The organism is Streptococcus oralis (assembly GCF_001579025.1).
Taxonomy (GTDB): Bacteria; Bacillota; Bacilli; order Lactobacillales; family Streptococcaceae; genus Streptococcus; species Streptococcus oralis_X.
Genome location: NZ_KQ970235.1, coordinates 1 through 23,169, shown reverse-complemented (window position 1 = coordinate 23,169; position 23,169 = coordinate 1). Strand labels below are relative to the sequence as shown.

Annotated in this window: 17 protein-coding genes and 1 pseudogene; 4 read left to right on the top strand and 14 right to left on the bottom strand. The window is 40.9% G+C overall.

Annotation, left to right across the window (positions count from 1 at the left end; translation table 11 throughout):
* The 3 genes from folP to SORDD27_RS00085 form a co-directional block, all read right to left on the bottom strand.
* Positions 1 to 981 carry a dihydropteroate synthase gene (gene folP, locus SORDD27_RS00095; RefSeq protein ID WP_061426597.1) on the bottom strand — a complete coding sequence of 327 codons (981 nt, stop codon included), beginning with the start codon at positions 979 to 981 and terminating at the stop codon, positions 1 to 3.
* Positions 982 to 1,056: 75 nt separating this feature from the next.
* Positions 1,057 to 1,764 (bottom strand): CPBP family intramembrane glutamic endopeptidase, encoded by a 708-nt coding sequence (locus SORDD27_RS00090; RefSeq protein ID WP_049479449.1) that lies wholly within the window; start codon positions 1,762 to 1,764, stop codon positions 1,057 to 1,059.
* A gap of 54 nt (positions 1,765 to 1,818) precedes the next feature.
* Positions 1,819 to 3,237 (bottom strand): NCS2 family permease, encoded by a 1,419-nt coding sequence (locus SORDD27_RS00085; RefSeq protein ID WP_061426595.1) that lies wholly within the window; start codon positions 3,235 to 3,237, stop codon positions 1,819 to 1,821.
* Positions 3,238 to 3,425: 188 nt separating this feature from the next.
* Between SORDD27_RS00085 and SORDD27_RS00080 the strand changes: the two genes are divergently transcribed.
* From SORDD27_RS00080 to SORDD27_RS00065, 4 genes are all read left to right on the top strand, one after another.
* Positions 3,426 to 4,238, top strand: a complete 813-nt coding sequence (locus SORDD27_RS00080; protein ID WP_061426593.1) for a Cof-type HAD-IIB family hydrolase — start codon at positions 3,426 to 3,428, stop codon at positions 4,236 to 4,238.
* Between the two features lie 278 nt (positions 4,239 to 4,516).
* On the top strand, positions 4,517 to 5,506 hold the full coding sequence (locus SORDD27_RS00075) for a PTS sugar transporter subunit IIB (protein ID WP_061426592.1): 990 nt from the start codon (positions 4,517 to 4,519) through the stop codon (positions 5,504 to 5,506).
* Between the two features lie 75 nt (positions 5,507 to 5,581).
* The gene (locus SORDD27_RS00070; RefSeq protein ID WP_061426591.1) at positions 5,582 to 6,394 is read left to right on the top strand and encodes a PTS mannose/fructose/sorbose transporter subunit IIC; all 813 of its coding nucleotides are present in this window, start codon (positions 5,582 to 5,584) and stop codon (positions 6,392 to 6,394) included.
* A 14-nt stretch (positions 6,395 to 6,408) separates the two neighbouring features.
* Positions 6,409 to 7,320, top strand: coding sequence for a PTS system mannose/fructose/sorbose family transporter subunit IID (locus SORDD27_RS00065; protein WP_000818316.1), 912 nt, complete (start codon positions 6,409 to 6,411; stop codon positions 7,318 to 7,320).
* A gap of 62 nt (positions 7,321 to 7,382) precedes the next feature.
* Here the strand turns inward: SORDD27_RS00065 and SORDD27_RS00060 are convergent, their stop codons facing one another.
* From SORDD27_RS00060 to SORDD27_RS00005, 11 genes and pseudogenes are all read right to left on the bottom strand, one after another.
* On the bottom strand, positions 7,383 to 9,611 hold the full coding sequence (locus tag SORDD27_RS00060) for an HAD-IC family P-type ATPase (protein WP_061426590.1): 2,229 nt from the start codon (positions 9,609 to 9,611) through the stop codon (positions 7,383 to 7,385).
* Positions 9,612 to 9,776: 165 nt separating this feature from the next.
* Positions 9,777 to 11,111 (bottom strand): aminopeptidase C, encoded by a 1,335-nt coding sequence (pepC, locus tag SORDD27_RS00055; RefSeq protein ID WP_061426588.1) that lies wholly within the window; start codon positions 11,109 to 11,111, stop codon positions 9,777 to 9,779.
* Positions 11,112 to 11,221: 110 nt separating this feature from the next.
* A complete protein-coding gene (locus SORDD27_RS00045) occupies positions 11,222 to 11,944 on the bottom strand; it encodes a pseudouridine synthase (RefSeq protein ID WP_061426584.1) in 723 nt (240 codons plus the stop codon).
* 72 nt (positions 11,945 to 12,016) lie between these two features.
* A complete protein-coding gene (locus SORDD27_RS00040) occupies positions 12,017 to 12,247 on the bottom strand; it encodes a GlsB/YeaQ/YmgE family stress response membrane protein (RefSeq protein WP_000901578.1) in 231 nt (76 codons plus the stop codon).
* A gap of 9 nt (positions 12,248 to 12,256) precedes the next feature.
* Positions 12,257 to 13,498, bottom strand: coding sequence for an aminopeptidase (locus tag SORDD27_RS00035; RefSeq protein ID WP_061426582.1), 1,242 nt, complete (start codon positions 13,496 to 13,498; stop codon positions 12,257 to 12,259).
* A 21-nt stretch (positions 13,499 to 13,519) separates the two neighbouring features.
* Positions 13,520 to 13,672 (bottom strand): hypothetical protein, encoded by a 153-nt coding sequence (locus SORDD27_RS00030; protein WP_000776613.1) that lies wholly within the window; start codon positions 13,670 to 13,672, stop codon positions 13,520 to 13,522.
* A gap of 74 nt (positions 13,673 to 13,746) precedes the next feature.
* Positions 13,747 to 15,618, bottom strand: a complete 1,872-nt coding sequence (locus SORDD27_RS00025; protein ID WP_061426580.1) for a GmrSD restriction endonuclease domain-containing protein — start codon at positions 15,616 to 15,618, stop codon at positions 13,747 to 13,749.
* A complete protein-coding gene (locus SORDD27_RS00020) occupies positions 15,612 to 16,925 on the bottom strand; it encodes a DUF262 domain-containing protein (protein ID WP_061426578.1) in 1,314 nt (437 codons plus the stop codon). Before SORDD27_RS00020 ends, SORDD27_RS00025 begins: the two co-directional genes overlap by 7 nt.
* Before the next feature lie 7 nt (positions 16,926 to 16,932).
* Positions 16,933 to 17,883 (bottom strand): helix-turn-helix transcriptional regulator, encoded by a 951-nt coding sequence (locus tag SORDD27_RS00015; protein ID WP_061426577.1) that lies wholly within the window; start codon positions 17,881 to 17,883, stop codon positions 16,933 to 16,935.
* Between the two features lie 109 nt (positions 17,884 to 17,992).
* Positions 17,993 to 18,517, bottom strand: a complete 525-nt coding sequence (locus SORDD27_RS00010; protein ID WP_061426575.1) for a DnaA ATPase domain-containing protein — start codon at positions 18,515 to 18,517, stop codon at positions 17,993 to 17,995.
* An 87-nt stretch (positions 18,518 to 18,604) separates the two neighbouring features.
* Positions 18,605 to 22,995 (bottom strand): annotated as a pseudogene (locus tag SORDD27_RS00005) (PolC-type DNA polymerase III).
* Positions 22,996 to 23,169 lie beyond the last annotated feature (174 nt).

The window sequence follows — 23,169 nt, the reverse complement described above, 5'->3', positions numbered from 1 at the left end:
TTATTTATATTGTTTTAAATTTAGATTTTCCGCATCATCTGCCAAACGAATAGCAGAGGCAATTTCAACTGCCATCCTGTGACTGGCAACATCGTGCACGCGCACCACTTCCACACCCTGTCTCGCAGCGATACTGGTTACATGAGCCGAAGCCGTGTCTCGATTACGGAAACCAAGTTCGGTCTCAGGATTGACTTCAAAACCATTTTCCTCCAAGATATTAATGACAAACCGCTTGCGCGAAACTCCAAGAAAGATCGGATAGCCTTTCTGATGGAGTTTATCCAGATCCCGTAGAAGAAGCAGATTTTCTTTCTTAGTCAGACCAAAGCCAATTCCTAGATCCAGCAAAATGTTTTCTCTTGCTATCCCAGCTTGGTTCGCTCTCGCTAGAGCACGTTCAAAGAAAGCCTCCATCAAGTCTTCGATTGGCATTTTTTCAAAGTCAGCTAACTCTTCCTCTGTAAAAGCTTGCCCAAAACCAAAATGAGGAAATATGAGCGAACTAGGGTGCTGAGGTCGAGCCATGACTGGATTAAACATGATAACCACTTTCGCTCCAGCCTTAGCAACCACATCCGCCATTTTCTCATCTCCCATGAGACCAGTGATATCATTGACCAAATTGGCACCAGCTTTCAAAGCAGTCTCTGCCACCTGACTTTTCCATGTATCGATGGAAATGAGAACATCACTTTCCTCACGGATAGCTTTAATCACTGGAACAACACGCTGGATTTCCTCTTCTATCCCAACATAGCTATAGCTACTGCCCGGCCGAGTTGATTCTCCACCGATATCTAGCATGCTCGCTCCTTCTGCTATCAATTTACGAGCCTGCTGGAGTGCCTGCTCAAGAGCAAAAAACTGACCACCATCTGAAAAGGAATCTGGCGTCACATTGATAATTCCACAAATGGCTGTTTTTTCGCGGTTGACTTTATTGGACATAACGGTTACTCCCTTAAGGTTCTCTACCATATTATCTCTCTATTTTACCATAAAAAGAAAAAGATGGATACGCTAGTGTTCATCTTTTCCAAGCGGGCCAATGGTTTAGAATGATAGACCTAGATTTCTACTAATCAATACCAATAAGGCCAACAAACAAAATGCAATACCATTGAGAATCATATGAAGCAAAATGGACATCTCCAAACGCTCAGTCTTATAGGCTGTCCAAGTCAAAACCGTTGACATCCCTCCATAAATAATCACAGAAGGTAGATTGGTTGGCATATGGAGCAAGGCAAAGACAATTGCACCAACAACAAAGCCAAGTTTTTCTTTTCCGCGGAAGATCTTTTTTGGAATAATCCCACGACACAAAATTTCTTCACAAATTGGTGCAATCAAGACTAGCAGGAAAAAAGTTGAAATCAAGGAGCTATTCTGAACTATACCATTCAGTATTGATTGGTTATTGGTTGTTGCCTCATTTGTTAGTCGAAGCAGGAGTGAACCCAAGAGATTTGTCGCAAAAATCACCAGATAACTCAGTACCAAGCGAGCCAAGTCTTTTGCCTTAAAAAAGGATAGATTAAAAGTAGCAAGTTGTGTTTTTCGTGCACCAATAATGAATACAATCAAAACAACTATGGATAGAGCACCTACTAAGAGCCCTGACTGTAAAATCGGAAACTGTTTGTTTGCTAAAAACAAAGCAAGTCCTATGGGAAATTGAGATAGAACAAAAGCTACCAAAAGGATGATCACCCATTTCCCTCTGTTTAAAACCTCTTGCCAAATCGTCTTATCTTTCATGATGTACCTCCTTATAATTAAAAAGGGGAGACTCCCCTTTTTCTATTATACCATTTATAGCGCCATACTGATATAGTTAAGGATAAACAAGACATCCAAAATCCAAATCATTACGTGCACATCCTTGGCTTGACCTTTGACAACTTTTGTCAAGGTATATGTCAAGAAACCAACAGCAATCCCTTGTGTGATAGAGTAGCTAAATCCCATAAAGATAGAAGTGAAGAAGGCAGGAACCGCTTCAGCCATATCATCCCAAGGGATATTTTTCAAGTTAGAAAGCATCATGATTCCGACGATGATCAAAATTGGTGCTGTTGCAGCTGTCGGAACAATCGCTAGAAGTGGGCTAAAGAAGCTAGATAGAGCAAAACAGATCGCAACCACTAGGGCTGTCAACCCAGTACGTCCACCAGCACCGATACCCGCCGCAGACTCAACATAGGTTGTGACGTTTGAAGTACCTGCAATGGCACCTACCGAAGTTGCCACCAAGTCAGAGTATAGAGCCTTGTCCAATTTAGCGGACTCATGGTTTTCCCCACTTGTCGCAACGATACCAACTTTTTCACCAGTACCGATAAGAGTACCGATTGTATCAAAAATATCCGTTAGTGAGAAGGCAAGAATAGCCATCAAGGTTTCTGGTAAACGTGAAGTGTTTGAAATCAAAGAGCCTAAACCTTCTGAACCAAGAGCAGCACCAAACAAAGTTCCTAAATCATTAACCGCTGCTGAAAGATTGTTGCTAGCAAAGTCAATCCCTGATAATTTGACAACACCAACAGCAATGGCAAGGACTGTCGTTGTTAAAATAGAAAGAATGATTCCACCCTTGATGCCTTTAACAACAAAGAAGATGGTAATAGCCAGACCTGCAAGAGCCACCAATACGGCTGGAGTATTGAAGTCTACCAATCCTGGAACAGCTGCGGAGTTTGCAGTAAGTGCAGCTTGAGCCTTGTCTGCTCCTTCACCTGCTACAGTATAAGTACCTGGGTCAATTGAGAATTTCAAGAGACCGGCATTCTTAATCCCAACATAGGCAAGGAAAACACCAATACCAGCCGAAATAGCTGAGCGAAGTGTTGTTGGAATAGATTCGATGATCATTTTACGAACATTTGTCAAGGTAATAATCAGTGAAATAATTCCACAAATGAAGACCATACCAAGAGCTTCTTTCCAAGTATAGCCCATCCCAAATACAACTGTAAATGTGAAGAAGGCATTTAGTCCCATACCTGGTGCTTGTGCGTATGGCAAATTAGCATAGAAAGCCATCATCAAAGTACCGACTACAGAACCGATAATCGTTGCCAAGAACACACCTTGAACAGGCATACCCGTTTGGGAAAGCATTTGAGGGTTTACAAAGAGAATATAACTCATTGCAAAGAATGTTGTTAAACCAGCAAGCACCTCTGTACGGACATCTGTCCCGTGCTCTTTTAGTTTAAATAGTTTGTCCATTTTTAATCTCCTTTTGTTTTTTTACGAACAATATTAGTATTATATCATTTATCATTCACCTTTTCAATATATTTGTTTGATTTATTTAATAAATCAAAGCAACTGTAGTTTTTGTTCTTATCTGCTTTTCTTCTTTCTTTTTGATATAATAGTAGACATCTTATCTGGAAACGACTAGGAAGGTTTATATGACTAAAAAAATTATCGCAGTCGATTTGGACGGAACCCTGCTGAATAGTGAAAGCAAGCTCTCCGATTTCACCAAAGAGACGATCAAAAAAATTTCAGAAAAAGGACACCATGTTATCATCACGACGGGACGTCCGTATCGTATGGCAAAAGATTTCTACCGTGAGCTAGAATTGCATACTCCCATGATTAACTTTAATGGTTCTCTTACCCATCTACCAGGACAGGCTTGGGAGCATGAAAAGTGCTTGACCTTGGACAAAAAATATCTCCTAGACATGGTCAAGCGCACAGAGGACATCCAGGCTGATTTTATTGCTGGAGAATACCGTAAGAAATTCTACATTACAGCTCCTAATGAAGAAATCGCAGATCCAAAATTATTTGGTGTGGAAAATTTCCAACCCGAAAATCAATTCAAGCCTGAACTGGTGACCAAGGACCCCAACTGCATCCTCTTGCAAACGAGAGCCGAGGACAAATACGCTCTAGCAGACGAGATGAATCGTTTTTATCAACACCAACTATCCATCAATACTTGGGGAGGCCCCCTCAACATCCTCGAGTGTACTCCCAAAGGGGTAAACAAGGCTTTTGCCCTCGAATATTTGCTCAATGTGATGAATCGTGACAAAAAAGACTTAATTGCCTTCGGTGATGAGCAAAACGATAGGGAAATGCTGGCTTTCGCAGGCAAGGGATATGCCATGAAAAATGCCAATCCTGCTCTTCTTCCATATGCAGACGAACAACTTCCTCTGACCAACGAAGAAGACGGAGTTGCCCACGCTTTACAAAATTTATTACTATAAAAGGACAGATTGCATAGGGCAATCTGTCCTTTTGTTTTCATTCTTTTTTCATAAAGGCAATTTATTTTCTGTATTTTTATATTAAATTTTCTATTACCATTTTCATTTACCTCTCAAAATTATTGATATATTAATATTTTTAAAAAGTCATTCTATGAAAACTTTTACATCTTTTTAGAAAAAGTAGTTGCTTTTTAAATGAAAACGGTTTATACTTAATTAGGCTTAAAGTTTTCTTAAACACACAGTCAAACATTTTATAAGGAGGAATGACAATAATGAGTATCGGAATCATTATTGCGAGCCACGGCGAATTTGCTGCGGGTATTCATCAATCAGGATCTATGATCTTTGGTGAACAAGAAAAGGTTCAAGTTGTGACCTTTATGCCAAATGAAGGTCCAGATGACCTTTACGCTAAATTCAACAACGCGGTGGCTGCATTTGACGCAGAAGATGAGGTTCTAGTATTGGCTGACCTTTGGAGTGGATCTCCATTCAACCAAGCTAGCCGCGTGATGGGAGAAAATCCAGAACGTAAATTCGCCATCATCACAGGACTGAACTTGCCGATGTTGATCCAAGCCTACACAGAGCGCCTTATGGACGCGAATGCTGGTGTGGATAAAGTCGCTGCGAATATCATTAAAGAAGCCAAAGATGGCATCAAGGCTCTTCCAGAAGAGCTTAACCCAGTTGAGGAAGTTGCAACTGCTGCAGTTGCTCCAGTTGCACAAACTGCTATTCCAGAAGGAACAGTTATCGGTGACGGTAAACTGAAAATCAACCTTGCTCGTCTAGACACTCGTCTCCTTCACGGTCAGGTTGCCACTGCTTGGACTCCAGATTCAAAAGCAGATCGTATCATTGTTGCTTCAGACAACGTTGCAAACGACGATTTGCGTAAAGAATTGATCAAACAAGCAGCTCCTAACGGAGTAAAAGCCAACGTTGTCCCAATTCAAAAATTGATTGACGTTGCAAAAGACCCACGTTTCGGTGAAACTCATGCCCTTATCTTGTTTGAAACTCCACAAGATGCACTTCGTGCTATTGAAGGTGGCGTACCAATTAAGACCCTTAACGTTGGTTCTATGGCTCACTCAACAGGTAAAACAATGATTAACAACGTTTTGTCTATGGACAAAGAAGACGTTGCAACCTTTGAAAAAATGCGTGACCTCGGTGTTGAATTTGACGTACGTAAAGTACCAAACGACACGAAAAAAGATTTGTTTGACTTGATTAAAAAAGCAAACGTTCAATAATGTTAATCTGTTTCTATCATTTTCGAAAACAGGATTAAATACTTTATTAAAACTAAATAGAAAAGGAATAAAACCATGTCAGATATTTCAATCATTTCTGCTATCTTGGTTGTAGTTGTTGCCTTCCTTGCAGGTCTTGAAGGTATCCTCGACCAATTCCAATTCCATCAACCAATCGTCGCATGTACCCTTATCGGACTTGCAACTGGTAACCTCGAAGCAGGTGTTATGCTTGGTGGATCTCTTCAAATGATCGCCCTTGGTTGGGCAAACATCGGAGCTGCCGTAGCTCCTGACGCTGCTCTTGCATCTGTTGCCGCAGCGATCATCTTGATCAAAGGTGGTAACTTTACTACTGATGGTATCGCCGTTGCAACAGCAACAGCTATCCCTCTTGCCGTAGCTGGACTTTTCTTGACTATGATTGTTCGTACAATCTCAGTTGCCTTGGTTCACTCAGCTGATGCTGCCGCTAAAGGCGGAAACTTTGCTGCTGTTGAGCGTGCTCACTTTGTTGCACTTCTTCTTCAAGGTCTTCGTATTGCAATCCCTGCTGCCTTCCTTATCGCTATCCCAGCTTCTGCTGTTCAAGACGCTCTTGGTTTGATGCCAGACTGGTTGAACGGTGGTATGGCTGTCGGTGGTGCTATGGTCGTTGCCGTTGGTTACGCTATGGTTATCAACATGATGGCAACTCGTGAAGTATGGCCATTCTTCGCTATCGGTTTTGCTCTTGCAGCAATCTCTCAATTGACTTTGATTGCCCTTGGTGTCATCGGTGTTGCCCTTGCCTTCATCTACCTTAACCTTACAAAACAAGGTGGAAACGGTGGCGGCGGAGCTGCGACTTCTAACGACCCAATCGGTGATATCCTAGAAGACTACTAGAAAGGGGAACAATCATGGCTGAAAAAATTCAATTATCAAAATCAGATCGTCAAAAAGTTTGGTGGCGTTCACAATTCCTTCAAGGTTCTTGGAACTATGAACGTATGCAAAACTTGGGTTGGGCTTACTCATTGATCCCAGCTATCAAAAAATTGTACACTAAAAAAGAAGACCAAGCGGCTGCTCTTGAGCGTCACCTTGAGTTCTTCAACACTCACCCATACGTAGCTGCTCCAATCATGGGAGTTACGCTTGCACTTGAAGAAGAGCGCGCTAACGGTGTAGAAATCGATGACGCGGCTATCCAAGGGGTTAAGATTGGTATGATGGGACCTCTTGCTGGTATCGGTGACCCAGTATTCTGGTTTACAGTTCGTCCTATCCTTGGAGCCCTTGGTGCATCACTTGCTGCATCTGGTAACATTGTTGGTCCCCTTCTCTTCTTCTTTGGATGGAATGCTATCCGTATGGCCTTCCTATGGTATACACAAGAGTTCGGTTACAAAGCTGGATCTGAAATCACTAAAGACATGTCTGGTGGTATCTTGAAAGACATCACCAAAGGAGCATCTATCCTTGGTATGTTCATCCTTGCCGTTCTTGTACAACGTTGGGTATCTATCAACTTTACTGTGAACCTTCCAGGTAAACAATTGGCTGAAGGAGCTTACATCAACTTCCCAGAAGGTGCTGTAACAGGTGGAGAATTGAAGGGAATTCTTGGTCAGGCCCTTAGTGGTTTGAGCTTAGATAGCGTTCAACCACAAACTCTTCAAGGTCAGTTGAACTCATTGATTCCAGGATTGATGGGACTTCTCCTTACTTTCCTTTGCATGTGGTTGCTTAAGAAAAAAGTATCACCAATCGCAATCATCCTTGCTCTCTTTGCAGTAGGTATCGCAGCTCGTTTCTTCGGTATCATGTAATCCAAGCAATTGAGAATATAGATAAAAAAGAATCAGGTTTATTACCTGATTCTTTTTGTGTATCAATTTTTTCTTCTAGTCAGATAATGCAAGCCTCCAATCACCACTGCTAGGATGGCTACATAGACGACTTGGCTGGTTTCTAAAGGCACAAACGCTCCTTGCAGGATAAAGGTATTGACAAGCACTCCAACAAGGGCTGCAAGGCTCAACAGTGTGAGCAAGACTAGTTTGTATCGATTAAATGGCAGACTGACCTTGGCAACTAGACACAAACCATTGATTAAAGCAAGTAGGAAGCAAATAAATTTGACCTGACCTGGGACAGTGATAAAGAAGTTTGTCAAGAGTACACTAGCGACTAGAATGCCACCACCAATCGCAGCATTGGTCAAAATATCTCGCATAAAATGTGTACTAACCTTTTCTTTATTGGACTCAAAAGTTAGGAAGAAGGATGGAATCCCAATCGTAATAGCTGAAATAATCGTAAACTGAATGGGGATAAAGGCGAATTCCAAACCAAATACCACACTCAAAATCGCAAAAACGATGGAGAAGAAGGTCTTTGTTAGAAAGAGAGAGGCTACCTTTTGGATGTTATTGATGACCCGGCGACCTTCCATCAAGATATCATAAAATACTGCAAAATCATCTGTCAGGAAAACAATATTGGATACACTTTTAGCTGCGCTGGTAGCCCCCTTCATGGCAAAGCTGATATCTGCTTTCTTGAGAGCCAGAACATCATTGACTCCGTCACCACTCATGGCAACTGTCTTACCCGCATTTTGCAAAATAGATACCATCTTTTGCTTCTGTTCAGGTGTCACACGTCCAAAGATTTCGTGTTCCAAGACAACTCTTTCAAAGTCATCATCTCTCACCTTGGTCATATCAATCGCACGGGCTTCTTCCTTAAAACCTGCCTTACGAGCCACCCCATATACAGCCACATGATTATCACCACTGATAATCTTCACTTCAACACCTTGAGATTCAAAATAGTCAAAGGTTTCCTTAGTATTTTCCTTGATCTCATCTGACAGAACGACATGCCCCAGTAGTTCCATATTGGCTGGAGTCGTGATGTGGTCCTTACTATGGGCAAGTGTCAAGATTCGAAAACCTTGCTGCTTCAGATGTTCATAGTAGGTATCCATCGGCTGGGTAAAGCCTAAAAACTCATAGGCGCCAAAGAAATAGGTCCCACCATCTTTTACTTGAACAAAGGAATACTTGTTTTTGCTTGAAAAGGTACCGACTTCTTGAACTTCCCACTTTTTCTCACAGGTTAAGTAAGTCTTCAGAGCTCGGGAAGTTGCATTTTCATCGTCAAAATAGGCTAGATAAGAAGACAGTTTCTCTTCTACATTAGCATCCATTTCTTGAACCTTCATATTACCAGTCGTGATGGTACCTGTCTTATCAAAACAAAGAACATCTACTCGCGCTAAAGTTTCCACACAGTATAGCTCCTGCACCAGAACCTTCTTTTTAGCCAGCTTCATGGCCGCTACCGCAAGGGATACACTGACCAGGAGAATCAAGCCCTCTGGAATCATGCCGACCAAGGCACCTGAACTTCCCAAAACAATTTCAACATAAGACCGTCCTAGACTAAAACCTCTGACATAAAGCAGAATGGCAACTGGCACCAGCAAGATGGAGACGATTTTTAAAATCTTATCCATGTAATCGCGCAGTTGAGAAGGATATTTTTTGAATTCCTTGCTGGATTTTGCGAGTTTGTTGATATAACTATCGGGTCCGACCGCCGTCGCCGTGACCAGACAAGTACCGCTAACGACATTGCTTCCGCTCATCAGCTTGTCACCTGCTGTTTTAAAGACCGAATCACTCTCACCAGTCAGCAAGGACTCATCAACTTCAATATTCCCTTCAAGGACTTCTGCATCGACAGGTACCTGATCTCCCAGATTGAGATGCAGATATTCCCCCAGTACGATGTCCTCTGGAGCAACCTCAATCGTTTGACCATCTCGGTTGACTCTGTACTTACTTTTACCAAGCAAACTCAGCTTTTCTAAGGCATTTTTTGAACGCACTTCTTGGAAAATCCCAATGGCTGTATTGATAGCAATCACACCTAAAAAGAGCATATTTTCAAATCGCAAGGTTGTGGCTACCAGAACTGCCAGAGCCAAGTTCATAGCATTAAAAAAGGTAAAGATATTTGAAACGACGATTTCCTTGGTTGTTTTATAGGGTTTAATGTCGCTGATATTTCGTTGACGATCCTTGATGTCTTGACTGCTTAAATACTTCATTTCTACTCCGATATCCTTTTGTACTACTATAGTAACACATATCTTTTTCTCTGTCACTTAAATACTCAAAATAAGAAGAACTCCCTTGGCAAGCATCATCTATCCCCACTTTAAGAAGGACTTAAAAAAGAAGCTAGGATTTCCCTAACCTCTTTTCTTTATGCTTTATTCTGCCAAGGCTCCCATTGGATCCCATGGTGCAAGTACGATTGGTTCTGCTTCATAAGCAGCTTGTTCTTCTGCTGTCAGCAATTCCTTACGGACAACGATTTGATAGGTGTATTCATCCATCCAAGCGTCTGAGGCGACGAAGTAACCATCTGTACCGACCTTGTCTCCCCATGAGTTTTCAACCTTCCACTTGGTTGACTTGCCATTTTCGTCCAAGTCCACACCTGTCAAAACCATGGCGTGAGTCATCAAACTTTCGCTGTAGTCCAAACGTCCAGCCTTGTCTTGAGTGAGTTGAATATCCATGCTTGATTCAAAGTCATAAACATCTGTCGCAAGGATTCCAGCTTTGCGGTTGCTAAGTTGGCCGACATCTGAACCAAACCAAACAGTTTCTCCTGTTTGCATTTGGGCAATCGCCAATTCTTTCAAACGCTCCATAGGAACGTTGATATAACGAACCGCACGGCTACCGACGACATTTCCCAACATCTCAACTGTGTAAGATTTACCGTAAGGCTTGTCAGCAGTTGGGGCGTTGATAACAGAAACATAATCTTCTAGAGGAAGGTCAACATATTTCTTGTAAAACTCTTGTGGTGTGATACCCTTTTCGCTTTGGTAGTTGTTATCCTTATCGCGATAAGCAAAGTCAAATTTACGTGGTGGAAGACCTAGTGACATAGCAAGGAAGTTAAAGATTTCTTGCAAGAGGTCTTCTTTCTTAGCTTGAACAGTCGCTTGGTCTGCACCAGAAGCGAGCAAGTCACGCAAGATTTGGGCATCTTGGCGAAGCAATTTGTTAAGGATGGCATTGAGCTCACGGCTGCTGCTAGATGAGATAGACTCAGGGTAAACAGACTTGGGCACGACACCGTATTTCTCAAAGAGGGACACTACCATATCCCACTGACCACCGTCTTGTTGAGGTGTTTGGAGTAGAAAGCTAACCTTGCGGCTCGTCAATTCTTGGTCTGCAGTCGCAATGACTTGCTCCAAGAACCAGTTGGATTTCTCGTACTTGTCCCAGAAGAATGTGTGGGCTTGTGACAACTCAAAGTTTTCCAGTTTGTATTGAGAGATGAGTTTGTGGCGGAAAGTATTGAGGGCCGCAAACATCCAGCAACGACCAGATGCTTTCTGGTTGGTCACCTTGTCCTTGGTCAAATCAAGCGAGAAAACAGGTGTATTGTCTACATGGCTTTGGCGACGTTCCAGGGCTGCAAAAATTCCGTTGTGACTGGCAGCATTTTCAATCGCTTGGTATTTGACATTTGCTTCATAGTTAGCAAATAGTTTATCAGTAAATGATTCTTGAATCGCGTTCATAGATTCCTCCTTTTATTCTACTGTCTATTATAACTCTTTTCACAAAGGAAGCAACCGAAAAACTTAAAAAGGCAAGGACATTCTCCTCACCTTTTCTAACATAATCCAAACTAAGCAATACTAGCAAGGAGCTCCTCTAATTCCTCCTTGGTCAGGCGGCGCCATTCTCCTCGTTCTAAGTTCTCATCCAAGGCTAGAGTTCCCATCGTCAAACGTTGTAAGTCCACCACTTCCTTGTCACAGTAGGCCACCATACGCTTGACTTGATGGAACTTCCCTTCAGCAATGGTCACACGAACCAGACTTTGATTCTTTACTGAATCTACCGACACAATCTCCAGCTTAGCTGGCTGGCAGGTAAAGTCCTTGAGCGGAATGCCCTTGGCAAATGTCTCCACATCTTCTTGGGTCATAATACCTTTGACTTGAGCCAGATAGGTCTTATCCACATGACGTTTTGGTGAAAGAAGAGCATGGGCAAGCTGGCCGTCATTGGTCAAAAGCAGGAGGCCATGCGTGTCAATATCCAAGCGCCCTACTGGAAAAACTTCCTTGGTCCGAGCAATATCATCCAACAAGTCCAACACTGTTCTGTGTTTAGAATCCTCAGTCGCTGAAATGACTCCTTGGGGCTTGTTCATCATGTAGTAGACAAACTCCTCGTACTCTAGCACTTGACCATCAAAGCGAATTTCGTCTTTTTCTTCATTTATTTGCAATTTTGCTGATTTTTCTTTCTTGCCATTGACCGTCACGCGTCCAGCCTTGAGCAAGTTTTTGACCTCCGTCCGACTCCCTACAGCGCAGGCAACTAAAAATTTATCTAATCTCATAGAACTATTATATCATACTCAAAAGGAGGCTGGCTCAATGACCAACCTCCTTTTCTTTTCAGATTTAAGAAATTAACTTCCTCGTCTCCAGAAAATAGCTAAGACAACCATAGCGCCCAAAACAGCTGGAACAATAGCTATCCCTGCTAGGTTTGGACCCCAAGTCCCAAAGAGCAGGTGCCCCAAAGAAGCACCAATCCATCCGAGAAACATTTTTCCAAAGCATCCCATGCTCTCTCCACGATTGGTCAAAGCACCTGCCAAGAGTCCCACTAGGAGACCAACAAACATACTTCCAAGCATAGCTTCTCCTTAAATTGCCCAGTCTCCATTGCGGAAGAGTGGTACACGTGTTCCATCCTCACGGATACCATCGATATCCATTTGACTCGAACCAATCATAAAGTCCACGTGAACATCTGAACGGTTCAGTCCAGCAGCTTCAAGCTCTTCTTCGCTCATCTCTGCTCCACCAACAACGCTAGTCGCATAGGCAGCACCGATAGCCAAGTGGTTTGACGCATTTTCATCAAAAAGGGTGTTAAAGAAAGTAATACCTGATTGAGAAATTGGACTTGGATCTGGTACCAGGGCACATTCACCCAAGGCACGCGCACCCGCATTTTCAAAGACAAGGTCTTTCATGACCTGATCACCCTTCTCAGCAGTGATATCTACGATTTGTCCATCCTTGAAGGTTACTTTAATTCCTTCGATGATATTTCCATTATAGCTAAGCGGTTTTGTAGAAGTGACATAACCATCTGCGCGACGAAAATCAGGTGCTGTGAAGACTTCTTCTGTTGGCATATTTGGCAAGAAACCTTCCCCTTGAGCATTAATAGCTCCTGCTGATTCCCAAACGTGATTCTTAGGCAAGCCAAGTGTCAAATCAGTTCCCGGTGCTGTGTAGTGAAGGGCTGAGAATTGTTCTTTATTGAGCATTTCTGCCTTGCTCTTAAGGATAGCAGCATGCTCTTCCCAAGCTTTAACAGGATCTTCTTCGTAGACACGGCAAGTTTTGAAGATTTGATCCCAAAGGAGGTCCACTGCTTCTTCATCGCTCACAGCATTTGGAAAGACCTTCTTAGCCCACTCAAGGCCAGCAGCGGCTGCCACAGTCCAGCTAACCTTGTTGGACTGAGTTGCGATACGCATTGGCTTCATGGCAAGTCCCATAGCTTTGGCAGAAGCCGAAAGCTTGTCAGCATCCACTCCGTTCAAGGCACCTGGATCAGATGAGCGAACTCCAAGACGGCTAGCCTTGTTCTCCAAGAGATAGTTCATCTCAGCAATCTTGTATTCTGGTACATTGTCCAAACGCTCCATCGGCGCGTGAAGGAATTTCTCGCGGTTGATAACATCATCAGTCCACTGAACAATAACCTCATGCGCACCAAGTGCATATGCTTCTTTCACGATCAAATGCGCCAACTCACGTTGCTCCACATCGATAGAGAGAGCCAAGGTGTGACCAGGTTGCACATTAATTCCATTCGCAACCAACAATTTCGCATATTTTTCTAGATTTTCTTTAAAATTTGGTAAAACCATTCTATTCTTCCTTTTCTTTTGTTATTTTTCCTTCAAAGCAGAAAATAATCCTGCTAAAGCAATGGCACCAGACAAGAGCGCTGTCGATAGAATAATTGTTTCATCTGCCAGCTCTAGCTGATAGTCAAAAATCTTTTCAGCAGGTTTATCTTCCGCAAAAATTCTTAGTTTCATCAAATGTCCCCCATTACTAGTATATCACATATCTTAGCATTTTAAAAAACAAGCTCATTAAAGCTTGTTTTTATTTAACTATCACAAAAGTCGTGTACATATCTTTCCACTTTTTTTTCCATAAATTGAATCTCACAAATACCCCATTTATCATTCTTTACCGTTACATCTGCCATCATCTGTAATTTTAAACTCTGGCGATTGAAAATTCCTTCCCACTGTTTATATTTTGCACTTGGAACTAAATTTCCAAACTTCGAATTCTGACTATCTGTAATGATACAAAGATTCCCGAAGGAGTGCAAAAATTTATCATCCATCTTTTCCACTATTTCATCACTATTTGGATGTTGTGGAAACCAATGCTCTATGGAACGGCGATATGCAAATTTGAAATCTTCAAACTGAACTTCGTATGCTTTCTTCAATTCTTCACGATTTTTCCATAAAACATAATCTACAAAGTTAAAAGCATAAACAGGAATTGCCCCGTATTTTTTGATAGTTTTATCTTCTGTGAACAATCTTTCCTCAGCATATCTCACTGCCATTTTCTCAAGAAAATCCTTAAACAGACTGGCAAATTCTGATTGATTTAACTCTTCAATATGGTTAAACAGGAATTGCAAGATTTCATATAACCAACGACTGTCGCGATTGGCAGTAAAGGTCACAGCAAACATGGATTGGAGGAGGATAATGTTTTTGTTAATTTCCGAATCTGAAAATGTATTCTTAGTAAAGCGTTCTTCAACTATGTAATGCTCTTTCGCTTTTCCATTAGGTTGATATTCATAATAAGTTCCCTTCTGCAAAAACCATTCATCCTTATTTCTGCTTGAAGAATCCATATTTGAATTTCTAACGATGTAATTATCAAAAATATGTTTTATTTTAAGAAGAAATTCACTGAATTCAATAATCCAAGTCTTATTTTTATTTTTTATATCAAATAGGGCTAAAAGTTTCTTGTCGTCTAACTGAACCTCATTGGTATCCTTACCTTCCCAAATTGCCAATACATGGAGTAGGAAGGTTGGAAAATCGATAACTTGGGTATAATCACCAAAATCTTTTTCTACTTCTATATTTTTTTCATTTATCTTTTTTCCTAATATATCTGATAACTTTCTTCTTTCATTTTGATAAAAATCAATATCATCATAAATATTATGAAATGAGTAATTTGTAAAATGCCATCCAAAAATACGTTCGCGTTCTTGAAAATCATCTGCTCTCTTCCGTCGCATCTTAAATTGACTTGATACCGGCTTATCAAATTCCGCACAGGCATCCCAAATTCTTGCAAATTTTTGTGCCATTTCTTGATCTGCACCAAACTTGGCCATCATTTGCGCCTTAAGGATCTCATGAGCCTCTAGTTGTTCTCCACGAGAGTTGAAACGTTCGAAATAAAGATTTAAGTCTAAATCTTCAGAAAGTATACTCCGAAAAATAATAACTTTATCAAAAAGATAATCAACGAAAGACTGAGGATTAAGGTGACGCTCCTCTAGCACTTTTTTCAATGCGTCTTTAGCATGTCCGTAACCTCTAGTTAATTCATTTTCATCGTCCTCAGAGATTTTTTCCTTAGTAAATAGTTTTTGAATATTCTCATTTGATTTCTTCCTAGCTGGAAAGGTAAGATTGACAGCTTTCAATAGATCAAAACCAAACTCATGCTTCAAAGCTAAGGCAATCAAATTAAGGGCTGTTGTCCGTTGTTGCCCATCTATGATTTTGAAAATGTCATTCTCTTTATTAACGACTAATGTTCCAATATAGTAATTGTCTCTATTTTCTTGAAAAGCATCTGCTACGTCGTTCAATAACTGCTCAATTTCATCATAAGTCCAGGCAAAATTTCTCTGATAAAGAGGAATAGCATAGGTATCTTCATTTAACAGACGATTAACAGATAAGCTTATATGCGTTTCTACCATTTATCTTTTTCCTCTTCTATAATCTTGTCCACAGTATAATTTTCAAATAACTCTCTATCTATCTTTATCATGAAATCATTCGGAGTGACGGCATGAGATAAAAGTTGAAATAGCTTTTGAACCTCTTTTTGTCTAAACCTTCCACCAGCAGCATAGTTCCCAACCGTCGCATCATATATGGCTTTAGATTTAACTCGAGGGTAGTAAGACCAAATAAACAAGGTCTCTACCATCTCCTTTGATAGCTCCTCTTTTCCAAATCTATCTGCGAAAAGCGAGCAAATATTTAGGAATATATTGTGACACTTGAGATAGCGACCCTTTGAGCTATTGTAAATGTTTAACATACCTTCTGGGTAAGCTAAATTTTGTTCTTCTTCCTCTAACTCATTAGAGACTCCAAACTTTTTATTTAAAAAATTTTTATGAACTTTAATAGTTTCATGAGAAGATTCAATATACTCAAAAAATTTACTTCCATCAATTATTGGCATAGTAATTGACATAGGGAGTTTTTCAATATGACGATACAATTCTAGGTATGGAAAGTTCTGATTCAAATCAACGCCTTTAAAGTCGTCAATAAAATCCTCTGTAAAACGGAGATAAGAGCCATAACGCTTGTTTGTTAATCCTGTCTCTCCTCGCGACCAACGTCTCATACGAAAAAGATGTTTATCAAACAACTCTTTGAGACTTAACTCTTTATCCTCTACAAATTGCTCCCACTTTTCAACAATTCTTTCATCTTCGGAATCTTGCTTGCGAAGATGATAGGCCTTGAGCAAATCATGAGGTTCTAAAGATTTTCCACGATTATTCTGAGAATCAAATAGCTGAAAGGCCTCTGATAATCGTTCTTGGGGCATAGTAATCACAGAGACAGCACAATTCTCTAATAAAAAGTTGCAAATGTCTTTTGCCTCATTTTCGCCAACTAATTGAGTTAAATTTTTCCACTCATTATAATTTTCACTCGCATGATAGCAAGATAGCTCTCCAAATTCTTCAGCACTCAACAGTTGATTAGCACCCTTATAATTCTCTAAGTCATCTAACGAATGAAGAAACAAAGAAATTGAAATTAGCCGTTGCTGTCCATCGACAATATCTAAGTGTCCATCATTCTTATGCAGGATAACGGAACCAATCTGATATTCCTTTTTCCCCATAGCATCTCGTAAATCATAAAAAAGATTACGGATATGTTTTCTGTTCCATTTATATGGTCTTTGATAAGAAGGAATCCGCAAATTCCCTTTTTTCAATAGTTCTCCAACCTTTTTAGAAGTAAATTGAATAGTCATTTTATCCTCATTTATATTTATCTATCATTTCTTGAACCGTTCGCTTCATATCCTCTACTAAAATCCGAGGAGACAAAACAGTAACTGCTTCCCCTTGTCCCAGTAACCAGCGTTTAAGACCCGGTGTATACTGACTTTTAAACTTAAAATGAGTCCAGGCACCATTTTTACCAACTATTTTTGCATTTGGAAATTGATCCATCACAATAGTAGGATCATACAAATACCCAATCTCAATACTGATTTTCTTCCCGATAAAAGCATCAACTCTCTCATTACGAATATCACCATCTCTAAATTTATCTCGATAAGAAATAGAGGGTTTCTCTATACCACTAAGAGACCATGATTGGATACGGTCTACTCTTAAAGTAATATAAGTAGCGTGTTTTAACTGATAAACAACCAGATAAAAATAATGACTATCATAGTAAAGAGATACAGGCAAAACCGTCTGCTTCTTAGAAGATTCAGAATAAGGTTTTTGATAGATAATGTCTAAGACCTGTTCATGTAGAATAGACTCCGATAAATTCCAAATTTTCTCTATTCTATCTTGTTGATCCGTTAAGGGAGCATAGTTAAGCTTTTCACTGCCAATAATCTGCTCAATTTCTTTCTGATCATCACGGGGAACTAAGACCAGTAAATTATTTAGTAAGGTAGCAATTTCTTGTCTATTCAGGGCTCGATTTTCCAATAAAATCTTTGAAATAACGAGTATATCCTTTTTATTAAAAACTGACTTACTCGCTAAACAATACTTATTCGTTTTACGGTTATAAAACAAATCTCCACTATAACTGGTGTTACTAGATAAAATATCACGGAGTAGCGAAAAATCTCTCTGTATCGTCTTTTCACTAACTTCAAATTCCTGAGCCAATTGCTTTTTTCCTAACTGAGTCCCAAACTGTAAACGTAAAAAAATCGTTAGCAGTCTCTCTTGATCATTCATTTGCAATTTCCTTCTACATATTATTCAAACAATATTATTTCCAGTACATTATTATCACTTCTATAGTCTAACTAGCACTTTATATCCAAAACGATTAAAGCAAAATAAACTAGCCCTTAGATGATTTCAACTGTACCACTATGCCAGATTCGAAGAACTCAACTACGGATTCAGCCATATTTTTTAAGTCTTCGGGTAAGCAGTCTGAATATACAATGAAGAGTTTGCTTCTTTTCTTATTCTCTTTGAATTGCTGCATCCAGTATTCCTGTACCCTTTGATCAGCCTCTCCCAAAAATTGAACTCCATCCAGAAAAATCAAATCATACTCTGTATACCCCATTTGCAGTTTCATCCATTGACTATGTTTAGAAAAAATCAAATTATCTCTCACTCGATAATATGCAAGTGATGCTATTGGAGTAACAGGTTTTATTTTAGTTAACGTATAATAAAACAAATGCCATCTGTCAGTCTCTGAAATACCGCAAATGTAAATACATTGAGAATCTTCTTTTAAGTCTATTTGTGGGAATCCGGTCCAATAACTCCCATCATCTTTCAAGCCTTTTTCAAAATTATAAATTTCCTCTTCAATTGACACATTAGAATTTAAAATTTCTTGATTCACCATATTATACTCTCTTTTCTTTTATTTTTAAGAGAATTATAACAAATCAAGTGGACATATTTTGTCCACTTGATCAAAATAAGCAATTTTTTAAAACAACTCATCAAACAAACTCAACTGGTTATCCTCTGGCATATTACCAAGAATCCCCATTTCATCCATCTTTTCAACCAAGGTTGATGAAAGTCCACCACGCTTGCGCAGTTCTGTCTTAGAGAGGAACTCACCCTCTTCACGCGCACGCACCAACTGCTTAGCAACGTTCTCTCCCAGACCATCCATTGCTACAAATGGTGGGATGAGGGTATCTCCATCAATGATGAATTCAGTCGCATCACTACGATAGAGGTCCAACTTGCCAAACTTAAAGCCACGTTCCCACATTTCATTGACAATCTCAAGAGTTGTATAGAGGTCAATTTCCACATTAGAGGCTTCATTATTCTTCCGTTTTTCAGCGATCTCTTCCATTCTACGCTTGATGGCATCTAAACCTGCCCCCATGGTCTTGATATCAAAGGCCTTGGCACGGATAGAGAAGTAAGCACAGTAATAATAAATCGGATGGTGAACCTTGAAGTAAGCTACACGCAAGGCCATCATAACGTAGGCTGCCGCATGGGCCTTAGGGAACATATACTTGATTTTTCCACAGGATTCGATATACCACTCTGGTACCTTATTAGCCTTCATAGCCTCGATGTAGCCATTTCGCTCCTCTTCGGAAATCTTCAGCCACAAACCTTTACGCACCCGTTCCATGATGGTAAAGGCCATCTTAGGTTCGAGACCCGCATGCATGAGGTAAACCATGATGTCGTCCCGACAACCGATAACGGTTGATAGGTCCGCAATCCCTTGCTTGATCAAATCCTGGGCATTTCCCAACCACACATCGGTACCGTGGGATAATCCAGACAACTGAAGCAATTCCGCAAAGGTCGTCGGATGCGTTTCATCGACCATCCCACGTACAAAGTTGGTTCCAAATTCTGGAATCCCCAGCATACCTGTCGGCGTTCCGATTTGCTCCGGCGTCACCCCAAGTACATCAGTCCCAGAAAAGAGGGCCATGACACCTTCATCATCCATAGGAATTTCATTAGGGTCAATCCCAGACAAGTCCTGCAATTTTCGAATCATGGTCGGATCATCATGCCCCAGTACATCGAGTTTGAGGACATTCTCATCGATATCATGGAAGTTAAAGTGAGTCGTCTGCCATTCAGCCGTCACATCATCTGCTGGATACTGGACAGGCGTAAAGTCGTAGACATCCATGTAGTTAGGAATAACAACAATTCCCCCGGGTGTTGTCCCGTTGTGCGCTTGACACCAGCTGCACCTTGAGCAAGGCGTTCCACCTCTGCATCACGATAAAACTTCCCATAGTCTCTCTCGTAGCCCTTTACAAATCCATAGGCAGTCTTGGCAGCCACCGTACCAACCGTTCCTGCACGGAAGGCATATTCCTCACCAAAGATATCACGCACATCCAAGTGGGCGCTAGGCTGGTCTTCTCCCGAGAAGTTCAAGTCAATATCGGGAACCTTATCTCCATCAAAACCAAGGAAGGTCTCGAAAGGAATATCCTGTCCATTTTTGCTGAGTTTGTGGCCACAGTTTGGACAGTCCTTATTAGGCATATCAAAACCTGAACCATAAGAACCATCGGTGATAAACTCGCTGTACTGACACTGACCACAGACGTAGTGTGGAGAGAGAGGATTAACCTCCGTAATCCCAATCATAGTCGCAACAAAACTGGACCCAACAGACCCACGAGAACCAACCAAGTAGCCCCGTTCATTGGAACGTTGCACCAGCATCTGCGATGCCAGATAAATCACGGCAAATCCATTCCCCAGAATAGATGTCAATTCTTTTTCAATCCGCAAATCAACAATATCTGGCAGCGGATTGCCATAAATCTCAAAAGCTTTCTTATAGGTCAGCTCAGCGACCGTTTCTTCAGCCTTGTCAATGAAAGGTGTGTACAAGTCACCCTTAACAACCTCAACAGGTTCAAAGATATCTGCCAAGGCATTGGTGTTTTCAATGACTAATTTGCGTGCTAAATCTTCTCCCAAGAAAGCAAATTCATCCAACATTTCATTGGTCGTTCTAAAATGAGCCTTCGGTAGCGGTGCTGGTTGGGCATGTTCACCGTGACCAATGGTCCGGTTAATCATAACCCCCTGACCCAAACTACGGACAATAATTTCACGGTAAATCTCTTCTTCCGGTTCAATATAGTGAACATTACCCGTAGCCAAAACAGGCTTGCCAAGACGGTCCCCAACCTCTATCAAACTCTTGATAATAGTCTGGAGTTCCTCCATATCCTTGACCTGCTCTTTAGCAATCAAGGGAGCATAGATAGCTGGTGGCATGACCTCGATAAAGTCATAATACTTGGCCACCTCAACCGCCGCATCCACACCTTGGGAAACAACTGCGTCAAAAACTTCGCCTTCCGAGCAAGCCGACCCCAAAATCAAGCCCTCCCGATGGGCATCTAGAACTGTTCTCGGAATCCGTGGCACCCCTTCAAAGTACTTGGTATTGGACAAAGAAACCAGCTTAAAAATATTTTTTAAACCAACTTGATTCTTGACATAAATGGTCGCATGTTTAATCCGAGCTTTTTTATAAGAATCTGGACTGATTAGATCAATGTTGAGTCTAGCCAGATCAGTCACACCATGTTTTTCTGCCACCTCTTTGATAAATATGAAAAGCAGACGACCAGTAGCTTCCGCATCGTAATTAGCCATGTGGTGGTGTTCAAGTGCTACACCAAAACGCTTAGTCAAAGGTCCCAAACCATGGCGTTTATACTCAGGATAGAGGTTTCTAGCAAACTCTAGCGTATCGATAACTGGCTGGCTAATCTTAGGCAGACCATGACGCTCATAGTTGGCATTCATAAAGCCAACGTCAAAGGTAGCATTGTGAGCAACTAAGACTGTATCCTTGCAAAATTCTTGGAATTCTTGCAAAACTTGTTCCAGTGGTTTAGCATTTTTGACATGATCATCTGTAATTCCTGTCAACTCAGTAGTAAAGGCTGACAAGGGATATCCAGGATTGATAAATTCATCAAATTCGGCAATAACATTCCCCTTGTACATCTTAGAGGCCGCAACCTGAATCAAATCATTATAGATAGCTGAAAGCCCCGTCGTTTCCACGTCAAAAACCACATAGGTCGCTTCTGACAAGTCCATCTCCACTTCGTTATAGACGATAGGGACACGGTCTTCCACAATATTGGCTTCCATTCCATATATTAGCTGAATTCCAGCTTTCTTAGCTGCCTTGTAGCCATGTGGGAAGGACTGGACATTCCCATGGTCCGTGATGGCAACCGCCTTGTGTCCCCACTTAGCAGCTGTCGCAACGATTTCTTCAACCTCTGGCAAAGCATCCATAGTCGACATATTAGTATGAGCATGAAACTCAACCCGACGCTCACCTTCTGGCATCAAATCCTTCCGCTCATAGTGAACAACTTCCTGCACATCCTGCACGTTCATGGTCAAATCACGTGTGAAGTTATTCATCTCCACATTCCCACGAACTCGGAGCCAAGAATTCTTCTTGATGAGGTCAAACTTCTGAGCCTCTTCTTCATTCTTAACCCATTTTTGCATTGAAAAACTTGAAGTGTAGTCTGTTATTTTAAAGTTGATCAAAACGCGACCAGTTCTGGTCACCTTATGCTCCACATCAAAAACGACCCCTTCAAAGACCAGGCGATTTTCCTCAGTCGTCACGTCGATCATCTGGGTAACTTCAGCCTTATCTAGTTTAGGCTTGGCCGCAGCCTTTTTAGCCTGAAAATCAAAGGCTGGCTTCTCTTCTACTGGAGGAGGAGCCATTTGTTCCAGTTGCTCCATAGCCCGGAGCGCTTCCTCATTGGCAGCTTGAACAATCTGTTCATTCTCCACATGAAAGGCTTCTTCCTGTTCTTGTGTAAGTGCATCGTTCTTTTCTATCTGGCAAACAAAGACCGGAAAACCAAACTTTTCGAGTTGCTTTGCCAAATTAGGAAGATGATTCTTCTTAAAGTGCTCCTTATCAATCGCCTCTGAACCTTCAATAATGAGTTGATTTCCCTCCGCACGAACGTTTAAATTCTGGTAAAGAGATTTAAACCCCTGACTTGCACATGGACCTTCAGAAAAAGCCTCTCTATAGTAGGCCTGCAAGAGTTCATTAGAGAATTCTTGAGAAAGAGCCTTGATTTCGAAAACAGCTCGATTCCCTGTCTTAGAAAATTCTTCACCAAGCCCTTTTTTTAACTCTAAAAAGATTTCAATCGGTAAAATATTAGAAAATACAAAATGAAATTCCCAAATCTTACTAATTTTATGAACCACAACACGCTCAATTCTGGCATCAACAAGAGCAGGATCCCGTCTCAATTGATCAGAGACTCCTAGTTGATTCATTAAAATTTCAAACTTACTTGACATTCATTTTCCTCACATTATTCTCTTACTATTTTACCATAATTAAAGAAAATATATGACTGGTACCATTCCTTAAGCACTACTAGTTTACACAAATTTATTCCGTAAACAAAAAAGAAGACTCTCAGAATCTCCTTAATAAATAAAAAAAGATACCCTTAAGTATCCTCGCAATCG

Coding starts and splice junctions, on each gene's coding strand:
- SORDD27_RS00010 (WP_061426575.1), bottom strand. CDS start 18,517: ATGGTGAATCAAGAAATTTTAAATTCTAATGTGTCAATTGAAGAGGAA.
- SORDD27_RS00040 (WP_000901578.1), bottom strand. CDS start 12,247: ATGCTTGGAAGTATGTTTGTTGGTCTCCTAGTGGGACTCTTGGCAGGT.
- SORDD27_RS00035 (WP_061426582.1), bottom strand. CDS start 13,498: ATGGTTTTACCAAATTTTAAAGAAAATCTAGAAAAATATGCGAAATTG.
- SORDD27_RS00015 (WP_061426577.1), bottom strand. CDS start 17,883: ATGAATGATCAAGAGAGACTGCTAACGATTTTTTTACGTTTACAGTTT.
- SORDD27_RS00075 (WP_061426592.1), top strand. CDS start 4,517: ATGAGTATCGGAATCATTATTGCGAGCCACGGCGAATTTGCTGCGGGT.
- SORDD27_RS00025 (WP_061426580.1), bottom strand. CDS start 15,618: ATGGTAGAAACGCATATAAGCTTATCTGTTAATCGTCTGTTAAATGAA.
- SORDD27_RS00030 (WP_000776613.1), bottom strand. CDS start 13,672: ATGAAACTAAGAATTTTTGCGGAAGATAAACCTGCTGAAAAGATTTTT.
- SORDD27_RS00020 (WP_061426578.1), bottom strand. CDS start 16,925: ATGACTATTCAATTTACTTCTAAAAAGGTTGGAGAACTATTGAAAAAA.
- SORDD27_RS00065 (WP_000818316.1), top strand. CDS start 6,409: ATGGCTGAAAAAATTCAATTATCAAAATCAGATCGTCAAAAAGTTTGG.
- folP (WP_061426597.1), bottom strand. CDS start 981: ATGGTAGAGAACCTTAAGGGAGTAACCGTTATGTCCAATAAAGTCAAC.
- SORDD27_RS00070 (WP_061426591.1), top strand. CDS start 5,582: ATGTCAGATATTTCAATCATTTCTGCTATCTTGGTTGTAGTTGTTGCC.
- SORDD27_RS00045 (WP_061426584.1), bottom strand. CDS start 11,944: ATGAGATTAGATAAATTTTTAGTTGCCTGCGCTGTAGGGAGTCGGACG.
- SORDD27_RS00085 (WP_061426595.1), bottom strand. CDS start 3,237: ATGGACAAACTATTTAAACTAAAAGAGCACGGGACAGATGTCCGTACA.
- pepC (WP_061426588.1), bottom strand. CDS start 11,111: ATGAACGCGATTCAAGAATCATTTACTGATAAACTATTTGCTAACTAT.
- SORDD27_RS00080 (WP_061426593.1), top strand. CDS start 3,426: ATGACTAAAAAAATTATCGCAGTCGATTTGGACGGAACCCTGCTGAAT.
- SORDD27_RS00090 (WP_049479449.1), bottom strand. CDS start 1,764: ATGAAAGATAAGACGATTTGGCAAGAGGTTTTAAACAGAGGGAAATGG.
- SORDD27_RS00060 (WP_061426590.1), bottom strand. CDS start 9,611: ATGAAGTATTTAAGCAGTCAAGACATCAAGGATCGTCAACGAAATATC.